The sequence below is a fragment of the Nocardia sp. GCM10030253 genome, assembly GCF_042675075.1.
In the GTDB taxonomy this organism is placed as follows: Bacteria; Actinomycetota; Actinomycetes; order Mycobacteriales; family Mycobacteriaceae; genus Nocardia.
Window position 1 is genome coordinate 394,915 of record NZ_JBHTDL010000004.1, and the last position, 17,389, is coordinate 412,303.

At 66.0% G+C, this 17,389-nt stretch carries 16 protein-coding genes; 7 read left to right on the top strand and 9 right to left on the bottom strand.

What is annotated here, in order from left to right; translation table 11 throughout:
• Positions 1–2: 2 nt before the first annotated feature.
• The 7 genes from ACFQZZ_RS05880 to ACFQZZ_RS05910 form a co-directional block, all read right to left on the bottom strand.
• Positions 3–1,256, bottom strand: coding sequence for a cysteine desulfurase (locus ACFQZZ_RS05880; protein ID WP_378675040.1), 1,254 nt, complete (start codon positions 1,254–1,256; stop codon positions 3–5).
• 1 nt (position 1,257) lies between these two features.
• Positions 1,258–2,034, bottom strand: coding sequence for a Fe-S cluster assembly ATPase SufC (gene sufC, locus ACFQZZ_RS05885; protein WP_378675043.1), 777 nt, complete (start codon positions 2,032–2,034; stop codon positions 1,258–1,260).
• A 38-nt stretch (positions 2,035–2,072) separates the two neighbouring features.
• Entirely contained in the window at positions 2,073–3,284 is a 1,212-nt protein-coding gene (gene sufD / locus ACFQZZ_RS05890) for a Fe-S cluster assembly protein SufD (protein WP_378675046.1), read from the bottom strand.
• Complete coding sequence (gene sufB / locus ACFQZZ_RS05895; protein WP_378675049.1) at positions 3,284–4,720, bottom strand: Fe-S cluster assembly protein SufB; 1,437 nt, start codon at positions 4,718–4,720, stop codon at positions 3,284–3,286. Before sufB ends, sufD begins: the two co-directional genes overlap by 1 nt.
• A complete protein-coding gene (locus ACFQZZ_RS05900; protein WP_378675052.1) occupies positions 4,717–5,538 on the bottom strand; it encodes a helix-turn-helix transcriptional regulator in 822 nt (273 codons plus the stop codon). The genes sufB and ACFQZZ_RS05900 overlap by 4 nt, the downstream gene beginning before the upstream one ends.
• 446 nt (positions 5,539–5,984) lie before the next feature.
• Entirely contained in the window at positions 5,985–7,004 is a 1,020-nt protein-coding gene (locus tag ACFQZZ_RS05905; protein WP_378675055.1) for a zinc-binding dehydrogenase, read from the bottom strand.
• 27 nt (positions 7,005–7,031) lie between these two features.
• Positions 7,032–7,646 (bottom strand): TetR/AcrR family transcriptional regulator, encoded by a 615-nt coding sequence (locus tag ACFQZZ_RS05910; RefSeq protein ID WP_378675058.1) that lies wholly within the window; start codon positions 7,644–7,646, stop codon positions 7,032–7,034.
• A gap of 98 nt (positions 7,647–7,744) precedes the next feature.
• Between ACFQZZ_RS05910 and mptB the strand changes: the two genes are divergently transcribed.
• The 6 genes from mptB to ACFQZZ_RS05940 all read left to right on the top strand — a co-directional run bounded on the left by mptB (position 7,745) and on the right by ACFQZZ_RS05940 (position 13,721).
• Complete coding sequence (gene mptB / locus ACFQZZ_RS05915) at positions 7,745–9,424, top strand: polyprenol phosphomannose-dependent alpha 1,6 mannosyltransferase MptB (protein ID WP_378675061.1); 1,680 nt, start codon at positions 7,745–7,747, stop codon at positions 9,422–9,424.
• Complete coding sequence (locus ACFQZZ_RS05920) at positions 9,421–10,353, top strand: ABC transporter ATP-binding protein (protein ID WP_378675064.1); 933 nt, start codon at positions 9,421–9,423, stop codon at positions 10,351–10,353. The genes mptB and ACFQZZ_RS05920 overlap by 4 nt, the downstream gene beginning before the upstream one ends.
• The gene (locus ACFQZZ_RS05925) at positions 10,350–11,141 is read left to right on the top strand and encodes an ABC transporter permease (protein ID WP_378675067.1); all 792 of its coding nucleotides are present in this window, start codon (positions 10,350–10,352) and stop codon (positions 11,139–11,141) included. The genes ACFQZZ_RS05920 and ACFQZZ_RS05925 overlap by 4 nt, the downstream gene beginning before the upstream one ends.
• 73 nt (positions 11,142–11,214) lie before the next feature.
• A complete protein-coding gene (locus ACFQZZ_RS05930) occupies positions 11,215–12,189 on the top strand; it encodes a heme A synthase (RefSeq protein ID WP_378675070.1) in 975 nt (324 codons plus the stop codon).
• Between the two features lie 270 nt (positions 12,190–12,459).
• On the top strand, positions 12,460–13,152 hold the full coding sequence (locus ACFQZZ_RS05935) for a type 1 glutamine amidotransferase domain-containing protein (protein ID WP_378676402.1): 693 nt from the start codon (positions 12,460–12,462) through the stop codon (positions 13,150–13,152).
• 5 nt (positions 13,153–13,157) lie between these two features.
• Positions 13,158–13,721, top strand: coding sequence for a TetR/AcrR family transcriptional regulator (locus ACFQZZ_RS05940; protein ID WP_378675073.1), 564 nt, complete (start codon positions 13,158–13,160; stop codon positions 13,719–13,721).
• Here ACFQZZ_RS05940 and ACFQZZ_RS05945 read toward each other — a convergent pair whose 3' ends face one another.
• On the bottom strand, positions 13,722–14,609 hold the full coding sequence (locus tag ACFQZZ_RS05945; protein WP_378675076.1) for a DUF4231 domain-containing protein: 888 nt from the start codon (positions 14,607–14,609) through the stop codon (positions 13,722–13,724). It abuts the gene before it with no gap.
• Positions 14,610–14,644: 35 nt separating this feature from the next.
• Positions 14,645–16,093 (bottom strand): toll/interleukin-1 receptor domain-containing protein, encoded by a 1,449-nt coding sequence (locus tag ACFQZZ_RS05950; RefSeq protein ID WP_378675079.1) that lies wholly within the window; start codon positions 16,091–16,093, stop codon positions 14,645–14,647.
• Between the two features lie 242 nt (positions 16,094–16,335).
• Between ACFQZZ_RS05950 and ACFQZZ_RS05955 the strand changes: the two genes are divergently transcribed.
• On the top strand, positions 16,336–17,208 hold the full coding sequence (locus ACFQZZ_RS05955) for an aldo/keto reductase (protein WP_378675082.1): 873 nt from the start codon (positions 16,336–16,338) through the stop codon (positions 17,206–17,208).
• The last annotated feature ends 181 nt before the right edge of the window (positions 17,209–17,389 follow it).

The window sequence follows — 17,389 nt, forward strand, 5'->3', positions numbered from 1 at the left end:
TTCTATGCAACTCCGAAGAAGCTCTGAGCCTTCCGCACTGCGGCTACCAGCTTGTCTACCTCGTCGAGGGTGTTGTAAACCGCGAAGGAGGCACGGGCGGTCGCAGGCACGCCGAGGCGACGCATCAGCGGCCACGCGCAGTGGTGACCCACCCGAATAGCGACGCCCTCGTCGTCCAGGATCTGGCCGACATCGTGCGCGTGGATGCCATCGACCACGAACGACACCGCGCCACCGCGGTCGACGTTCTCGGTCGGGCCGACAATCCGCACGCCGTCGATGGCGCCGAGTCCGGCCAGCGCCGCATCGACGAGCGTGTGCTCATGCGCGGCAACGGCTTCCATACCGATCGCCTCGAGATACCGCACCGCGGCACCCAATCCGACCACCTGCGAGGTCATCGGCACGCCCGCCTCGAACCGCTGCGGCGGCGGAGCGTAGGTGCTGACCTCCATGGTGACGGTTTCGATCATGGAGCCACCGGTGATGAACGGCGGGGTCTCCTCCAGCAGCGCACGGCGGCCGAAGAGCACGCCGACACCGGATGGGCCGAGCATCTTGTGACCCGAGAACGCGGCGAAATCGACACCGAGCTCGCGGAAATCCACCGGCATGTGCGGCACCGACTGGCAGGCGTCCAGCACCGTCAAGGCACCGACTTCCTTTGCCCGGCGCACCAGTTCGGCTACCGGCGCGATCGAGCCGGTGACATTGGACTGGTGCGTGAAGGCGACAACCTTGGTGGCGGGCGACAATTCGAGCGAATCGAGATCGATCCGTCCGTCATCGGTGATGCCGTACCACTTCAGCGTTGCACCGGTGCGGCGCGCGAGCTCCTGCCACGGAACAAGATTCGCGTGGTGCTCGAGCTCGGTGATGACGATCTCGTCGCCGGGGCCGACGTGGTACGGGAACCGGCTGTCGGCGAACGAGTACGTCACCAGGTTCAGCGATTCGGTCGCGTTCTTGGTGAACACGATCTCACCGGCATGCACGCCGACGAACCGGGCGATATCGGCCCTGGCGTCCTCGTAGGCGTCGGTCGCCTCCTCGGCCAGCTGGTGCGCGCCGCGGTGCACGGCCGAATTGTGCTGAACCAGGAATTCGCGTTCCGCGTCCAAAACCGCGACGGGCCGCTGCGAGGTCGCGCCGGAGTCCAGGTACACCAACGGTTTCCCGTCCCGAACCGTACGGCTCAGGATCGGGAAATCGGCCCGGATGCGGGCCACGTCGAGCGCGGGGACCGTGGCGGTCATATCAGGCTCCTGCGGTAGCAGACTGGGTGAAGCGGACGTAGCCGTTGGCGTCGAGTTCGTCAGCCAGTTCCGAGCCGCCCTCGGCGACGATACGGCCGCCGACGAAGACGTGCACGAACTCCGGATTGATGTAGCGCAGGATCCGGGTGTAGTGCGTGATCAGCAGGATGCCGCCGTGCTCGCGCTCTTTGTAGCGGTTGACGCCCTCGGAGACGATGCGCAGCGCGTCGACGTCGAGGCCGGAGTCGGTCTCGTCCAGGATGGCGATCTTCGGCTTGAGCAGACCGAGCTGCAGGATCTCGTGACGCTTCTTCTCGCCACCGGAGAAGCCCTCGTTCACATTGCGTTCCGCGAAGGCGGGGTCGATCTCGAGCTCGCTCATCGACTCCTTGACTTCCTTGACCCAATGCCGCAGCTTGGGTGCCTCACCGCGGACCGCGGTGACAGCGGTACGCAGGAAGTTCGACGTGGAGACGCCGGGCACCTCGACCGGGTACTGCATGGCCAGGAACAGGCCCGCACGCGCACGTTCGTCGACGGACATCGCGAGGACGTCCTCGCCGTCGAGGGTGATCGAACCGGAGGTCACCGTGTACTTGGGGTGGCCGGCGATCGCGTACGACAGGGTCGACTTGCCGGAGCCGTTGGGGCCCATGATGGCGTGCGTCTCACCGGACTTGATGGTGAGATCCACACCCTTCAGGATCTTGATGGGCTCACCGGACTCGTCCGGGTTGGCAACCTCGACGTGCAGGTCCTTGATTTCCAGGGTGGTCATCGAATTCGAGTTCCTTTGTGGGGGTAAGTGGTTCGGGATCAGACGCCGACAGCGGCGAGCTCGGCCTCGATGGCCGACTCCAGCCGCTCCCGGATCTGGGGGACCGCGATCTTCTGGATGATTTCTTGGAAGAAGCCGCGCACCACCAGGCGTCGCGCCACATCCTCCGGGATACCGCGGGAGCGCAGGTAGAAAAGCTGCTCGTCGTCGAAACGGCCGGTAGCGCTTGCGTGACCCGCGCCGACGATCTCGCCGGTCTCGATCTCCAGGTTCGGCACCGAGTCTGCGCGCGCGCCGTCGGTGAGCACCAGGTTGCGGTTCACCTCGAAGGTGTCGGTGCCCTCTGCGGCCGCGCGGATCAGCACATCGCCGATCCACACAGTGCGGGCGTCACCCTTGGGCGAATGCGGATCTCCCTGCAGCGCACCCTTGTACAGCACGTTCGACTTGCACTTCGGCTGCGAGTGGTCGACGAGCAAGCGCTGCTCGAAGTGCTGGCCCGCGTCGGCGAAGTAGAGGCCGAGCAGTTCGGCGTCGCCGCCGGGACCGGCATAGCGGACGGTTCCACTGAGGCGAACCAGGTCACCACCGAGCGTGACCGCGATATGGCGCAGCGTGGCGTCGCGGCCGAGCAGCGCGTGGTGTGCGGTCGCATTCACGGCGTCGTCGGCCCAGTCCTGGACCGCGACGACGGTCAGCTTCGCGCTGTCACCGAGCACGAATTCCACATTCTCGGCGTAGGTTCCGCTGCCGCGCTGGTCGATGACCACGGTGACGGTGGCGAAATTGGCCAGCCGGATCTGCAGGTGCCCGTAGGCGGTCTTGCCCTCGCCGGGGCCGGTGACCGTGACGATCACCGGTTCGGCGACCTCGGTCTCCGCGCCGACCGACACGATGGTCGCAGTCTCGAAGCCCGAGTACGCCTGGGCAGCAACGCGATCCGACGGCACACCGGCCTCGCCGAGGCGAGAGTCGGTGCGCGCCACGGTCTCCACGTTCACATCGGCGACCGAGCTGACCTCGACCGTGGCCTTTCCGTCGCGCACCGCGGTGCCGTCGTGCAGGCCGCGCAACCGACGCAACGGCGTGAACCGCCACGCCTCGTCCTTGGACGAGGGCACCTCGAAGGCGTTCACGTCGTAGGAGGTGAACACCTCACCCTTGTTGGTCGCGGAGCCGGCACCCGGGTTCTGAATCGGCTTGGCCGTGGGGTTCTCGCCCTCGACCGCTCCAACAACACCAGTCGCCATCAGCCGACGGCCCCTTCCATCTGCAGCTCGATGAGCCGGTTCAATTCCAGTGCGTATTCCATCGGCAGTTCCTTGGCGATGGGCTCGACGAACCCGCGCACCACCATCGCCATTGCCTCGTCCTCGGTCATGCCGCGGCTCATCAGGTAGAACAGCTGGTCCTCGGACACCTTCGACACGGTGGCCTCGTGGCCCATCGTCACGTCGTCCTCACGGATGTCGACGTAGGGGTAGGTATCCGAGCGGCTGATCGTATCGACAAGCAGCGCATCACATTTCACGGTCGACTTGGAGCCGTGCGCGCCCTTGTTGACCTGAACGAGGCCGCGGTAGGAGGCCCGGCCACCGCCGCGCGCCACCGACTTGCTGATGATGGTCGAGGAGGTGTGCGGCGCCAGGTGCAGCATCTTCGCGCCGGTGTCCTGGTGCTGACCCGGACCGGCGAACGCCACCGAGAGCACCTCACCGCGGGCGTACTCGCCGGTCATCCACACGGCCGGGTACTTCATGGTGACCTTGGAGCCGATGTTGCCGTCGACCCACTCCATGGTCGCGCCCGTCTCGGCCTTGGCCCGCTTGGTGACCAGGTTGTAGACGTTGTTCGACCAGTTCTGGATCGTGGTGTAGCGGCAGCGACCGCCCTTCTTCACGATGATTTCGACGACCGCGGAGTGCAACGAGTCCGACTTGTAGATCGGCGCGGTGCAGCCCTCGACGTAGTGCACGTAGGCGTCTTCGTCGACGATGATCAGGGTGCGCTCGAACTGGCCCATGTTCTCGGTGTTGATCCGGAAGTAGGCCTGCAGCGGGATGTCGACGTGCACGCCCGGCGGCACGTAGATGAACGAGCCACCCGACCACACGGAGGCGTTCAGCGCGGAGAACTTGTTGTCGCCGGCCGGGATCACAGTGCCGAAGTACTTGTGGAACAGCTCGGGCTGCTCCCTCAGCGCGGTGTCGGTATCGAGGAAGATGACGCCCTGCTTCTCCAGGTCCTCACGGATGGAGTGGTAGACGACCTCCGACTCGTACTGCGCCGCGACACCGGAAACGAGGCGCTGCTTCTCCGCCTCGGGGATGCCGAGCTTGTCGTAGGTGTTCTTGATGTCCTCGGGCAGGTCTTCCCAGGTCTCGGCCTGCTTCTCGCTGGAGCGCACGAAGTACTTGATGTTGTCGAAGTCGATGCCCTCGAGGTTGGAGCCCCAGTTCGGCATGGGCTTGCGATCGAAGATGCGCAGCGACTTGAGCCGGTAGTCCAGCATCCAGGCCGGCTCGCTCTTCTTCGCCGAAATGTCGCGGACAACCGCCTCGGAGAGGCCTCGTTGTGCGCTGGCACCGGCCACATCCGAATCGGCCCAGCCGTAACCGTATTTGCCCAGCGAAGCGATGGTCTCTTCCTGAGTGAGCGGTTGCACCTGGTCGGTGGTTGTCGTCATTCGGCACTCCTTCCGGAGTCGTTCGTACGTACCGCTGCGGGCTGTGCAGCGGTTGATATGGAAGCTGATTTCGTTTCGGTATTAGGGGGAACGAGCAGCGGCACGTGCGTGGTGCACGCGCAATCGCCGTTGGCGATCGTCGCAAGTCGCTGAACGTGAGTCCCGAGCAGGTCCCGGAAAGCCTCGAGCTCGGCCGCGCACAGCTGCGGGAATTCCTCCGCCACGTGGGAGACCGGGCAGTGATGCTGGCAGATCTGTACACCCGCGCCCACCTTGCGGGTAGTTGCGGCGAAACCGGCGTCGGTGAACGCCTCGGCGATCTCTTCCGCCTTCGCGGTGGTCGTCTCCGGCGTGTGCTGACCGACCGGCTCGATGCCTGCCACGATGACGCGTGCCCGACTGCGTGCGAACTCGGTGATGGCCTGTTCGCCGCCGATCTCGCCGAGTTGCCGAATGGCCGCTCCGGCCAGGTCGTCGTAGGCGTGTCCCAATCGGCCGCGGCCGACCGAGGTGAGCTGATACTGCTTGGCGGGCCGACCGCGCCCCTTCTGCTGCCAGGGTGCCGACCGGCTGGCCCGCGCCTGCCCGGAGTCGATGAGCGCATCGAGGTGGCGACGGACTCCCGCCGGGGTCAGACCCAGCTTGGTTCCGATGGCGGTCGCGGTGATCGGTCCGTCTTCCAGCAGCAGCTGAACGATGGACGCTCGCGTATGCCCCTCGCCGCCCGCGACGAGGGTCGCGGGGCCAGCCGAAAACGCGGCGCCGGTACGGCGACCGGCCCCCGAGTCCTCGTCATGCGGCAAACCCACGGTTTTCACAACACCAGTGTGGCGGAATTCCTTCCTGGAATCTAATAAGGGTGCCCTGACCCAGGGTGCTTATGACCTGCGAATGAACCCCTCCGAGCCCGACAATCGCCCGATTCTTCGGATTCCAGAAGTTTGCTCAGGGCCTCTACCTGCCCTCTGTGTGATCGAAAACACTGCACTACTGCAACCAATATCAGCGTCGTAAACTGCCAAGACTGCGAATCAACTCAATAGGGAATCATCGGTATCTAAAAGTTTGCCACTCACTCGGTGAGTGCGTCGGCGATGATCATTGCGACAATGACCACAGCATTTGCACTGGGCTCCCCAGCGGTGGCTGGTGCGACTGTTCCCTATACCGCGCCGACCAATGATTACGCCATGGGCGACACGGTCGACTACTACAGGAACTTCGAGGCCCGGGTCGAGCACGACGACGCCCGCCCCGAATCACCTCACCGCACCGCAACAAGTTTGAGGGGCGTCTCCAGCAGCGCGTCGACAGCCTCGTCCCACTTGGCCGTCGCCGTGGTCACCAACGATGGGTCGAAACGGCCGGTGGCGACGAGATCGAGGACGGCGGGGATGGCTGGGCGGACATGGGCACGGCCGGTGTGGAATGTGCAGCAGCGCATATACATGTCGAAGATCGGCAGCGGCACATCACTCAGCTGCACACTCACGCTGGTGCACCATCCGTCGTATCCGGCCGCATTGATCGCAGCCCGCAGCGCCGTGGCGCCACCGGCCGCCTCGACGACGATCGGGAAGCGACCCACCCGAGCATCGCGGGCGCCCTCGATGACTTCGGCGCCCAACTTCCTCGCGATTTCCAGCCGCGCCGGATCCGTATCCAGGTAGACGGCTCGCGCGGCTCCGAGGGCTACTGCGAGGCCTGCCGCGTACAGACCGATCGATGGGGCGGCAGGGCCGCCGATCACCAGCACCTCCGCGCCCGGGTAGTCCGCCAATTGTGGTGCGACAGAACGGTATGCGTCGGGGATGTTGTCGCTGGCGCTGGCAACGGCAACTGGATCGACACCGGCAGGAAGCGGCACGAGCATCGCATCAGCATGCGGGATCAGCGCGAGGTCGGCCCACAGGCCGCCCCAGCCGAGTCCGCCGACGGTGCCGAGCCCGAAGGTGGACAGCGGTGGATGGTCGGCGCAATTGCCGGTTCGGCCGCGCAAGCAGGGGCCGCAAGTACCGCAAGAGATTTGAAACGGCACCACGACGAGGTCGCCGACCCTTACGGTGCGGACTTCGTCGCCGATCGCGACGACCTCGGCGACACCCTCGTGCCCGAACGGGTAGGGCCCAGGCAGCGGGAACGCCCCGCGCAGCACCGCCGGGTCGATATCGCAGGTGGCCAGCGCCACCGGTCGGACAAGGGCCTGACCCGGCTCGGTCAGCTCGGGCTCAGGCACCTCTTCCCATCGCATCGCGCCGGGTCCGGACAACGTCAATCGCTTCATCGTCCGAGTCTGGCTAGAACGTTCTTTCTAGTCAATGCCACTGCGGCGAGTCGTACCGAGGCCATTCGAAACACCCGCATCCGCCAGCGTCATCCGGATCAACCGCTCCATCGCCACCGCAACGGTCCGCAACGGGGCATCCGAGCGGCGCACCCGAGCCAGAATCGTGGCGCCCTCATAAGCGGCGACCACCGTGGTAGCCAGCTCCTCGGCCTCCCCCGCGGCCAAACCCAACTCGGTCAGCAGGCTGGCGAACGCGCGCTCGATCTCCTCGAAGGCTGCGCCGCAGGCCGAACGCACCGCATCCACGTCACTGCCGCCGTCGAGGGCGGGCGTGCCCACCGCGCAGCCGTCGGTCCAGTCCGAACCGGCCAGCTTTGCGACCATGAATTCGAACATCGTCGCTGTAGTCGCGAACACATCCGTCGGCGCCTGCGCGATCAGCCGCCCGGAGACCACCCCGGTCCCCGTGATCGCCGCGACCGCGATCTCTTCCTTGCCGCCCGGAAAGTGGTGATAGATCGACCCGTACGGCAGGCCGGCCGCCTCACTCAATGCCTTCAAGCCGAACCCGTGATACCCGCGCCGCGCAAGCAACCCGGCCGCCGCGACCTCGATCCGTCGCCTCGATTCCGAAACCATGCCGCCAATTCTGCTCCACCGACGCTGGTCAACGACTCGGGATCGTCGGCTACCGTCCGCCACGGTGGCAGCACCCGCATTCCTCTAGGCTTCGTCTCGTGGCGGTACTCGAGCGCGCGCGGCGCGGCACAAAGGCATTCGGACGCCGGGTACTCGGACTCGACGCGCCAGCCGCCGATCACTCTGTCGCGGTACTGCATCGCGACGAATCGGAGGTGCCCGAGCTCGACCGCAAGGAGATGGCGCAGCTCGACCGGATTCGCCTGCTCGGCGCGACCGGGACGGTGCTGATGGTGATCAGCGCGCTCGGCGTCGGGGCACAACCGGTGCTGCAAAATCCCACCTCGGGCATCCGCATCATCGCGATCTTCGGCCGCGCGCACACCGGATCGCTCGCCGTGTGCATGGTCGGCACCACGATGGTGGTGCTCGCGTGGTTGCTGCTCGGCCGTTTCGCGGTAGGCGGTTTGGGTGGTTCGCCGATTCACCGCCTGACCCGTTCGCAGCTCGACCGGACACTGCTGCTGTGGATCGTCCCGCTCTGTATCGCGCCGCCGATGTTCAGCAACGACGTCTATTCCTATCTGGCGCAAAGCGAGATCGCCGCCCGCGGCATCGATCCCTATGAGATGGGACCCGCCCAGGCGCTCGGGAACGACAATGTGCTGACCAGAAATGTCCCGAACATCTGGCGCGAGACGCCCGCCCCGTATGGCCCGCTGTTCTTGTGGGTTGGACGCGGCGTCGCCGAGTTGACCGGTGACAACATCATTCTGGGCGTCTGGATGCACCGGATCCTCGCCCTGGTCGGTGTCGCGCTGATCGTCTGGGCGCTACCGCGACTGTCCGCACGCTGCGGGGTGGCACCGGTGAGCGCGCTGTGGCTGGGTGCGGCCAACCCGCTGGTGCTGTTCCATCTCGTCGGCGGCGTGCACAACGACGCGTTGATGCTCGGGCTGATGCTCGCCGGACTGGAGCTCTGCCTGCGCGCGATCGACATCGAACCGTTCGACGGACGCGCCTACGCTTTGTTGATCGGCGGGGCGGTGGTCATCACGTTGTCCTCCTCGATCAAGGTCACCTCGATTGTCACGATGGGATTCGTCTGGGTAGCGCTGGCCCGCAAGTGGGGCGGCGGTATCCGATCGCTCGTCATCTCGGCCGCGCTACTCGGTGCGATCGCCCTCAGCACCACGGCTCTGATCAGTTCACTGAGCGGCCTCGGGTTCGGATGGATCCATACGCTCAATACCGCGAGTGCGGTACGCAGTTGGATGTCGCTACCAACCGCTATCGGCATCGTCACCGGATTCGGCGGCGTGCTGCTCGGCCTCGGCGACCACACCACGGCTCTGCTCAGCATTACCCGGCCGATCGCGGCGGTGGTGGCGGCCTTTGTGACGGTGCGCATGCTGGTCGCGACCGGTACCGGGCGACTGCATCCGGTCGGGGCGCTCGGTGTCTCGCTCGGCGCGATCGTGCTGCTGTTCCCGGTGGTACAGCCCTGGTATCTGCTCTGGGCCATCGTGCCATTGGCGGCGTGGGCGACCCGCCCGATCTTCCGCGTGCCCGCCATCCTGTTCTCGGCGATCGTCAGCGTCCTGCAGATGCCGCGCGGGGGTGAATTCGAGGTCTTCCAGATTGTCGGCTCAGCGATCGTCACCGTGATCGTCTGCCTGCTGTTCATCGTGATCACCCGCAATGCGCTGCCGTGGCGCGGCCAGTCGGGGGTGTCGGCTCCGTCACAGCAGCCGACGTCCTACGGTGTGTCATCGTGACCGCAGCCTCCGGACCCGCCGTACGCATCGACGGTGTCGTCAAGCGCTATGGCGAGATCACCGCGGTCGACGGGATCTGCTTCGATGTCGAACGGGCGCAGGTGCTCGCGCTGCTCGGCCCGAACGGCGCGGGCAAGACCACCACCGTCGAAATGTGCGAAGGCTTCGTGACGCCCGACACCGGATCGGTGCGCGTACTCGGCCTGGATCCGATCGCCGACTCCGATCGACTTCGACCACGCATCGGCGTGATGTTGCAGGGCGGCGGCGCCTACCCGGGCGCGCGCGCAGGCGAGATGCTCGACCTGGTCGCGGCCTACTCCGCCGACCCGCTCGATCCCGAATGGCTGCTGAAAACCCTAGGCCTACAGGACAACCGGCGCACGCCCTACCGCCGACTTTCCGGCGGTCAACAGCAGCGGCTCGCGCTGGCCTGTGCGCTGGTCGGCCGTCCGGAGATCGTGTTCCTCGACGAACCCACAGCGGGTCTCGACGCACAGGCCCGGCTCATCGTGTGGGAACTGATCGACGCGATGCGTCGCGACGGGGTCACCATCCTGCTCACCACCCACCTGATGGACGAGGCCGAGCAACTCGCCGACCAGCTGGTGATCATCGATCACGGCAGCATCGTCGCCTCGGGCACGCCCGCCGAAGTGACCGCGCACGGCGCCGCCGGGCAGCTACGCTTTTCCGCCCCACCGAAACTCGATCTCCAGCTGTTGAAAACGGCCCTGCCGGAAGGCTTCTCGCCACGCGAGACCACGCCGGGTTCGTACCTGGTGGAGGGTGAAATCGATCCGCAGGTGCTCGCGACGGTGACGGCGTGGTGCGCCAGGGTCAACGTGCTGGCCACCGACATCCGAATCGACCAGCGCCGCCTCGAAGACGTCTTCCTGGAACTCACCGGACGGGACCTACGCGGATGAACCAGCCCGACCTTGTCGAAAACCGGTTCACGCCCGGCACCTTCACCCCCGACCCACGCCCGAACAGCTGGGTCTCGATGATGCGGGCGCAGACCAGGCTCGAACTGATCCTGTTGCTGCGCAACGGCGAACAGCTGCTGCTGACCATGTTCATCCCGATCACGCTGCTGGTCGGGCTGAGCCTGTTGCCCTTCGGCGATCTCGGCGACGATCGGGTGAACAAACTCGTGCCAGCGGTCATGATGGTGGCCGTCATGTCCACCGCGTTCACCGGTCAGGCCATCGCTGTCGGCTTCGACCGTCGATACGGCGCGCTCAAGCGTCTCGGCGCAACCGCGCTGCCGCGCTGGGGCATCGTGGGCGGCAAGTGCGCGGCAGTGCTGATCGTGGTGGTGTTGCAGGCCGTGCTGCTCGGCGCCATCGGATTCGCGCTCGGCTGGCGGCCGGACCTCGGCGGACTCGCGCTCGGCGCGCTGGTGATCGCTTTGGGGACAGCGACTTTCGCGGCGATGGGACTGCTGCTCGGCGGCACCCTCAAGGCGGAAATCGTGCTCGCCCTGGCCAACATCCTGTGGTTCGTGATGCTCGGCATCGCCAGCATCGTGTTCGCCTCCGATGATCTGCCGACCGCGGTGAACGTGCTGGCTCGGCTGGTCCCTTCGGGTGCGCTGGCCGTCACCCTCGAAGACGCGATGCGCAGCAGCGTCGACTGGTTCGGCATCGCCGTGCTCGCCGCGTGGGGCGCGATTTCCGCATTACTCGCGACGCGCTTCTTCCGCTTCGACTAACGCGCAGCCGACCAACGACGGAATGTAGTAGACCGGGTGCTCGGCCCCCAACCTGTCCCGCTACCATCGTTGCGTGCTGTATCGCGCATTTTTGCGACTCGTCGACAAGCTTCCGCTCCCCGCTCTGCAGGTGCAGCGTTGGATCGCGTTCGCCGTCATCCTGTCGCAAGCAGGCATTGCGGTCACGGGCGCGATCGTCCGCGTCACCGCCTCTGGTCTAGGGTGCCCGACTTGGCCGCAGTGCTTTCCTGGCAGCTTCACACCGATCGGCGTCTCCGAGGTCCCGGTACTGCACCAGACCGTCGAATTCGGCAACCGCCTGCTTACCTTCGCGGTGACCCTGTGCGCCGCACTCATCGTGCTCGCCGTCACCCGCGCCCGTCGCCGCCGCGAGGTGCTGGTGTACGCGTGGTTGATGCCGGGTGGCACCGTCCTGCAGGCGATCATCGGCGGCATGACCGTCCGCACCGGCCTGCTGTGGTGGACCGTCTCCGTGCACCTGCTCGTGTCGATGCTCATGGTCTGGGTTTCGGTCGTGATGTTCGCGAAGGTCAGCGAGCCCGACGACGGCATCGAAGTCATCCAGACCCCTGCGCCACTGCGCTGGCTCACCATTCTGAGCGGCGTCGCCCTCGCCGCGGTACTTATCGCGGGAACCCTGGTCACCGCCGCCGGACCACACGCTGGCGACAAGAGCATCGAGCGGCAGGTCGAACGGCTCCAGGTCGAGATCGTCACCCTGGTCCACCTGCACTCGCAACTACTGGTCGGCTACCTGGCCCTACTCATCGGCTTGGCGTTCGGGCTGTTCGCGGCCGGCATCACCCCCGCCGTTCGCAGCCGCCTGTTCGTCCTGCTCGGGCTGGTCGGCGCCCAGTCGCTTATCGGCATCGTCCAGTACTTCACCGACGTGCCCGCCGCCCTTGTGGCGATCCACGTCGGTGGCGCCGCCGCCTGCACCGCAGCTACCGCCGCCCTCTGGGCGGCGCTGCGCAGCCGCGAACGCGTCCCGGCGACTGTGCCCGAATCCGCCGCTCAGTCGGCGTAGCCCGACCGGTGGCCGGGTGCTGAAGCGGATCATCGTCCGCTCGGCGGGAATCTCGGCTTCAGTCGGCGTCCGGTGCTCCAGGTAGCCGGACACCATGCCGCGATCGTGGTTCCGGCGCGCCATCCCGAGCTATCAGAATTTCGATGTCTCTTATCGCCAATCCTATTGGTGCTCCGATGATTGGCTGCCTACCGTGGTCCTAGCGACGAACTGACGATCTGTCTACGAAATGTCAGCACGTCGACCGAATCACCGAACAGGAGGCACATGATGTCGAAGATCCTTTTCGTCATGACCGGCGTCGACTACTGGACGCTGGCAGACGGCACCAAGCACCCGACCGGCTACTGGGCCGAAGAAGTGGTCGCACCGTACAAGGCGTTCAAGGCGGCAGGCCACGAAATCGTGGTCGCCACCCCGGGCAGCGTGGTACCGACGGTCGACAAGGGCAGCCTGGCGCCCGAGGTGAACGGCGGCCAGCAGGGCGCGGCCGAGATCGCGAAAGTGCTCGACGAGGCATCCGAACTGCGGCAGCCGATACGCCTCGAGGACGTGGCCCTCGCCGATTACGACGCCGTCTACTACCCCGGCGGGCATGGCCCGATGGAAGACCTGGCGGTGAACACCGACTCCGGCGCGCTGCTCAATGCTGCGCTGGCCTCGGGCAAGCCGCTCGGCGTCGTCTGCCACGCACCTGCCGCACTGCTCGCGACCGCCACCGACGGCGACTCCCCGTTCGCGGGCTACCGGGTCACCGGTTTCACCAATGCCGAGGAAACACAGGCCGGCCTCGCCGACAAGGCCAAGTGGCTGCTGCAGGATCGGCTCGTCGACCTGGGCGTGGACTTCCGCGAGGGCGAGCCGTGGGCTCCGCACCTCGAGGTCGATCGCAACCTCTACACCGGCCAGAACCCCGCGTCGTCGGCGCCACTGGCGGCAGAACTCCTCAAAGCACTGGACTGACCGCGATGGCCGCCGACCGGACCGACGAGGTGCTCGACGCGACGCGGCGCTGCCTAGCGCGCTACGGCGTGCGGCGCACCACGATGGACGACATCGCCCGTGAAATGGGCATGTCACGGTCGGCGGTCTATCAATACGTGCGCAACAAGGAGGACGCGGTCCGCCAGCTGAGCGCACGCCTGCACAACCAGGCATTACAACGGGCAAAGGTTGCCGCGGCCGGGCACACCCCCGTCGCGCATCGCGTGTACGGGATCCTCTCGGCCAAGCTCGATCTCGCCACCGGCCCGTTCGCCGACTCCCCGCACGCCGCCGAATTGCTCGATGAGCAAGCACGATTGAGCGGTGACATCTGCCGCGACTTCACCGCCGAACTGCTCGCGATGCTCACCGACGTGTTCGCTGAGACGGACGTACCACGCCCCGGCGACGCGGCCGAGATCTGCTTGGCCATGCTCGTCGGACTGATCGGCACAGACCGAACCGAACTGCTGCGCCCTGCCGTCGAGGCCGCGGTCTCCGGGCTCGGCGCATCGACCGATGTCGCCTTCACCACCAGAGGATCGTGACTAACGGCCCTGGGCGCCTTCGGGTTCGGACCATTTGGATATCCAGCCGTTGTTCTCGGTGGCGATAACGTCCTCGCAGGAGCGAACGAACCCGTGCCAGTCGGCCGCGGCGCCGAGCCGCCAGTCCTCGACAAGTCTCTGCAAGCGACTGGCGGTGGCGAGATAGGTGATGATCATGTAGTCATATCGCTTGGCGACAAGATGGGCAGCGACACCGCCACTCAGCGTCGTGAGTGCGGCAACCCATGGCGCGAGCGCCGTCGCGCCGCTACCCGGCACTACCGACGCGACCGCCGCGACGATCGTGCCGAGGAGACCGAGCGCGAAGCCGACCCGACGCAGCCGCCGGGAACGAACAGCACTCGCGCGCGCCATCGGACGGTAGTACGAGTCGATCTGGGCCTGCACCCGATCGCTGATGTATTCCTCAGGAGTCAGCGCCCTCGGCGCCGCTTCGACAACGACGGCGGTCTGCACGAACTCCGGCAGCAGATCCGCTGCCGCGGTGTGGATTTCGGTGACACTGCCGCGCAGCTCGGCAATACCGGATCCGGCACTCGCACGAAACTCATAGACGGCGCGCTTGATGCCCTCCGATCCGGCTCGTGCTCGCGTCCAGTCGCGGACTGCCGTGGGAGTCAGAAAATGCGCGGCCGTGATGGTGGCGCACGCCAGGCAGACGGCACCGACAATACCGACGATCGTTCGGGCGACGCCCGCCGAACTCAACAGTGTCGCGGTCATCGTCGTCGCGATCGCGCCGAGACCGCTGAGGATCAACGCCGCCGCGCGTGCCGTGTCGACCCGCTTCTTCAGCCGATCGGCCGTCCTCGACCAGCAGACACGAGTCGCCCAGATCTCTTGAACGATCTCATCGTCGTTCGTCATGCGTCCTACTCATTCGATTGCCACAAGAAATACAGTTACGGCTCGTCGGCGGCGATGGGCAGCCCCGGACATGCCGAGACATAGTCGCTCTCGGAAGAGATCCATTCCTTCCACTGTTTCCTACTCATATTGGCCGACAGTTTCGCGCACAAGATGTCGCGCCACTTGCCCGGCACCGGCCACACGATGACGGCGTGATCCATTCCAGCAGAGGCGAAGACATCGCCCTTAGGACTGAACGAAATGTTGAACACCGGCATCGAGTGGCCTAGTTCGCCGGTATCGACATTCCACACCTCGATCGCAGTGCCGACGCCGCCCGCGACGCGCTGCCCGTCGACACTGAATGTCGCCCGTCGGTTGCGAAGTGCTGGAATGCTGGTGATCTTTCGCAGGTGCGGCGTGCCGACGACGGCGGCCAGCATTCCGCTTTCGGTCGACTCGGGATGCAGCGTGTAGGCGGTCAGCATTTCCTGTAGACCCCGCAGGTCACCGCCTGGCAGATCGCCCTCGATCATGCGCGGTGCTCGATCGAGCAGACGTCGCGCGATCGCTTCGCGGGTACGCGCGTCGGCGTTGTCGCGTGCGTTGCTCGCCTGCACGAATCCGACGACAGCGGTGGCCGCGACAAGAACGATCACCGCTACGACGGTGCGGCCGATCAGCATTCGTCGGCGGGCCGACTTTCGCCGCCTGTGCTCCCGCCGACGCGACGCCTCCAGCAGCTTCGGGACCGCGGGAAACCGATCGCCCAATCGTGCCTTCGTGGCCAGCCTTTCGGCCTCGCTCAGACGCGGATCTTCCAACAGCCATATGCCACAGTGTTGTTTGCGCTGCCAAAAGGAGGCGATACGGGGCAGATTGTCGACATCCGACAGACAGACCGACTCGACAGCCTGACGGGTCATGTCGGTAAGTTCGAGCTCCATCCGCGTTGCGTGGATCGCCGCTGCGAGCCCGTGATCGCCTGTGACAGCGGCGCGTTCGGGTCGGACGATATCCAGGACCAGAAACCGCCGGTCGTAGTGCTCCGCGCCGATCCCGGCGTCGGACAACCCTTTCCGCAGCCGCAGCACACCATCTTCGAGGAAGCGAACATGGTCGCCTCCAACCGTCACCGTGATCGACTTTCCGGTGCCGAACAGGTCGACTTGCTGCCACTCCCCGGTCTTTTCGCGGCTCGTGAGTGGCTCGAGTCGCGCACAGAAAATCGGCTTGTGCAGATATTCGGCGACTCGATACTCCGCGATACACTCGCCCGAAGACTCCCACTCGGGCGATAGCAGCACGATCACCGCCTCGCACCTGGTGTTCGCGTCGCGCAGGGCGTCCTTCCACTTCACACCGGTCGAGATCCCGGTATCGACATCCACATCGAGGAAGATGTCGTCCGCCAGACTCGGATCTTGCTCGATCAACCACTGCTTCAGCGCGCGCGCCCGCAGCGAATCGCGGCTCGAATGACTCAGGAAGATACGCGACACCACACCCCCGTGAATTAGGTCGACGAGATGCGAGCATATCGCCAACCGCGGCCGCCTGCGGGCCACAATCGACATCCGATCCGTCGCTGGATCTCGGCTCGACCTGATGCCACACCGAGTTCCGGGCATAGACGAGGCCGACAATGCGTTCTGGCAATGGTGCACCGTGCGATCCACGCCGCTCACACCACGACATACGCGCGACATTCGATGAATCGACGACTTGATCAGGGAGTTACCGTATGACCGCACAGACAACGTCTCGCCCGGCCGACGCTTCGGGCACCTTCACCATCGGCGGCGACCTGCCGATCAATCGCCTCGGATACGGCGCCATGCAGATCACCGGCCCCGGCGTCTGGGGTGACCCCAAGGACCCGGCCGAAGCCGTTCGCGTCCTTCGCCGCGCCGTGGAGCTCGGCGTCAACTTCATCGACACCGCGGACTCCTACGGCCCGTTCGTCAGCGAGAGCCTCATCCGTCTCGCTCTGCATCCGTACGCCGACGATATCGTGATCGCCACCAAGGGCGGTCTGACTCGCTCCGGTCCCGGCGACTGGCGGCCGGTGGGCCGGCCCGAATACCTGCGCCAGCAACTGCATTTGAGCCTGCGCCACCTCGGCGTCGAGCGCATCGATCTGTACCAGCTGCACCGTATCGATCCGGCCGTCCCGCTCGCCGATCAACTCGGCGCGCTCGTCGAGCTGCAGCAAGAGGGCAAGATCCGCCACATCGGCGTCTCGGAGGTGACCGTCGAGCAGTTGAAGCAGGCCCGCGAGATCGCCGATATCGTCTCGGTGCAGAACCTCTACAACCTCGCCAACCGCAACGCCGAAGACGTGCTGGATTACGCGACGGCCGAGAACATCGCCTTCATCCCGTGGTTCCCCATCGCGACCGGTGAACTCGCCCGGCCCGGCGGCCCGCTCGACACCTTCGCCACGGAGCACGGCGCGAGCCCGTCCCAGCTGGCGCTGGCCTGGCTGCTGCGCCGGTCGCCGGTCATCCTGCCCATTCCGGGTACCTCGAGCGTTGCCCACGTCGAGGAAAACACGGCGGCCGCGACCATCACTCTCACGGACGAGGAGTTCGCGGCGCTGAGCGCGGCCGTCTGAGTGTCCAGCCCCTCCTGAACGCGGGGGCGGCGCCGCGAGGCGTGGGCGCCGGGTTGATCATGGTTGAGCAGCGGACCCCGCCGACTGCGGGTGCGGCTGTCGGCCCGGTTCGACGTCGGCCCGGTGCCTTCTCGGCATCGGGCCGGTGTTCGTCAGGCCATCGCCCCCACATCCATTGGGG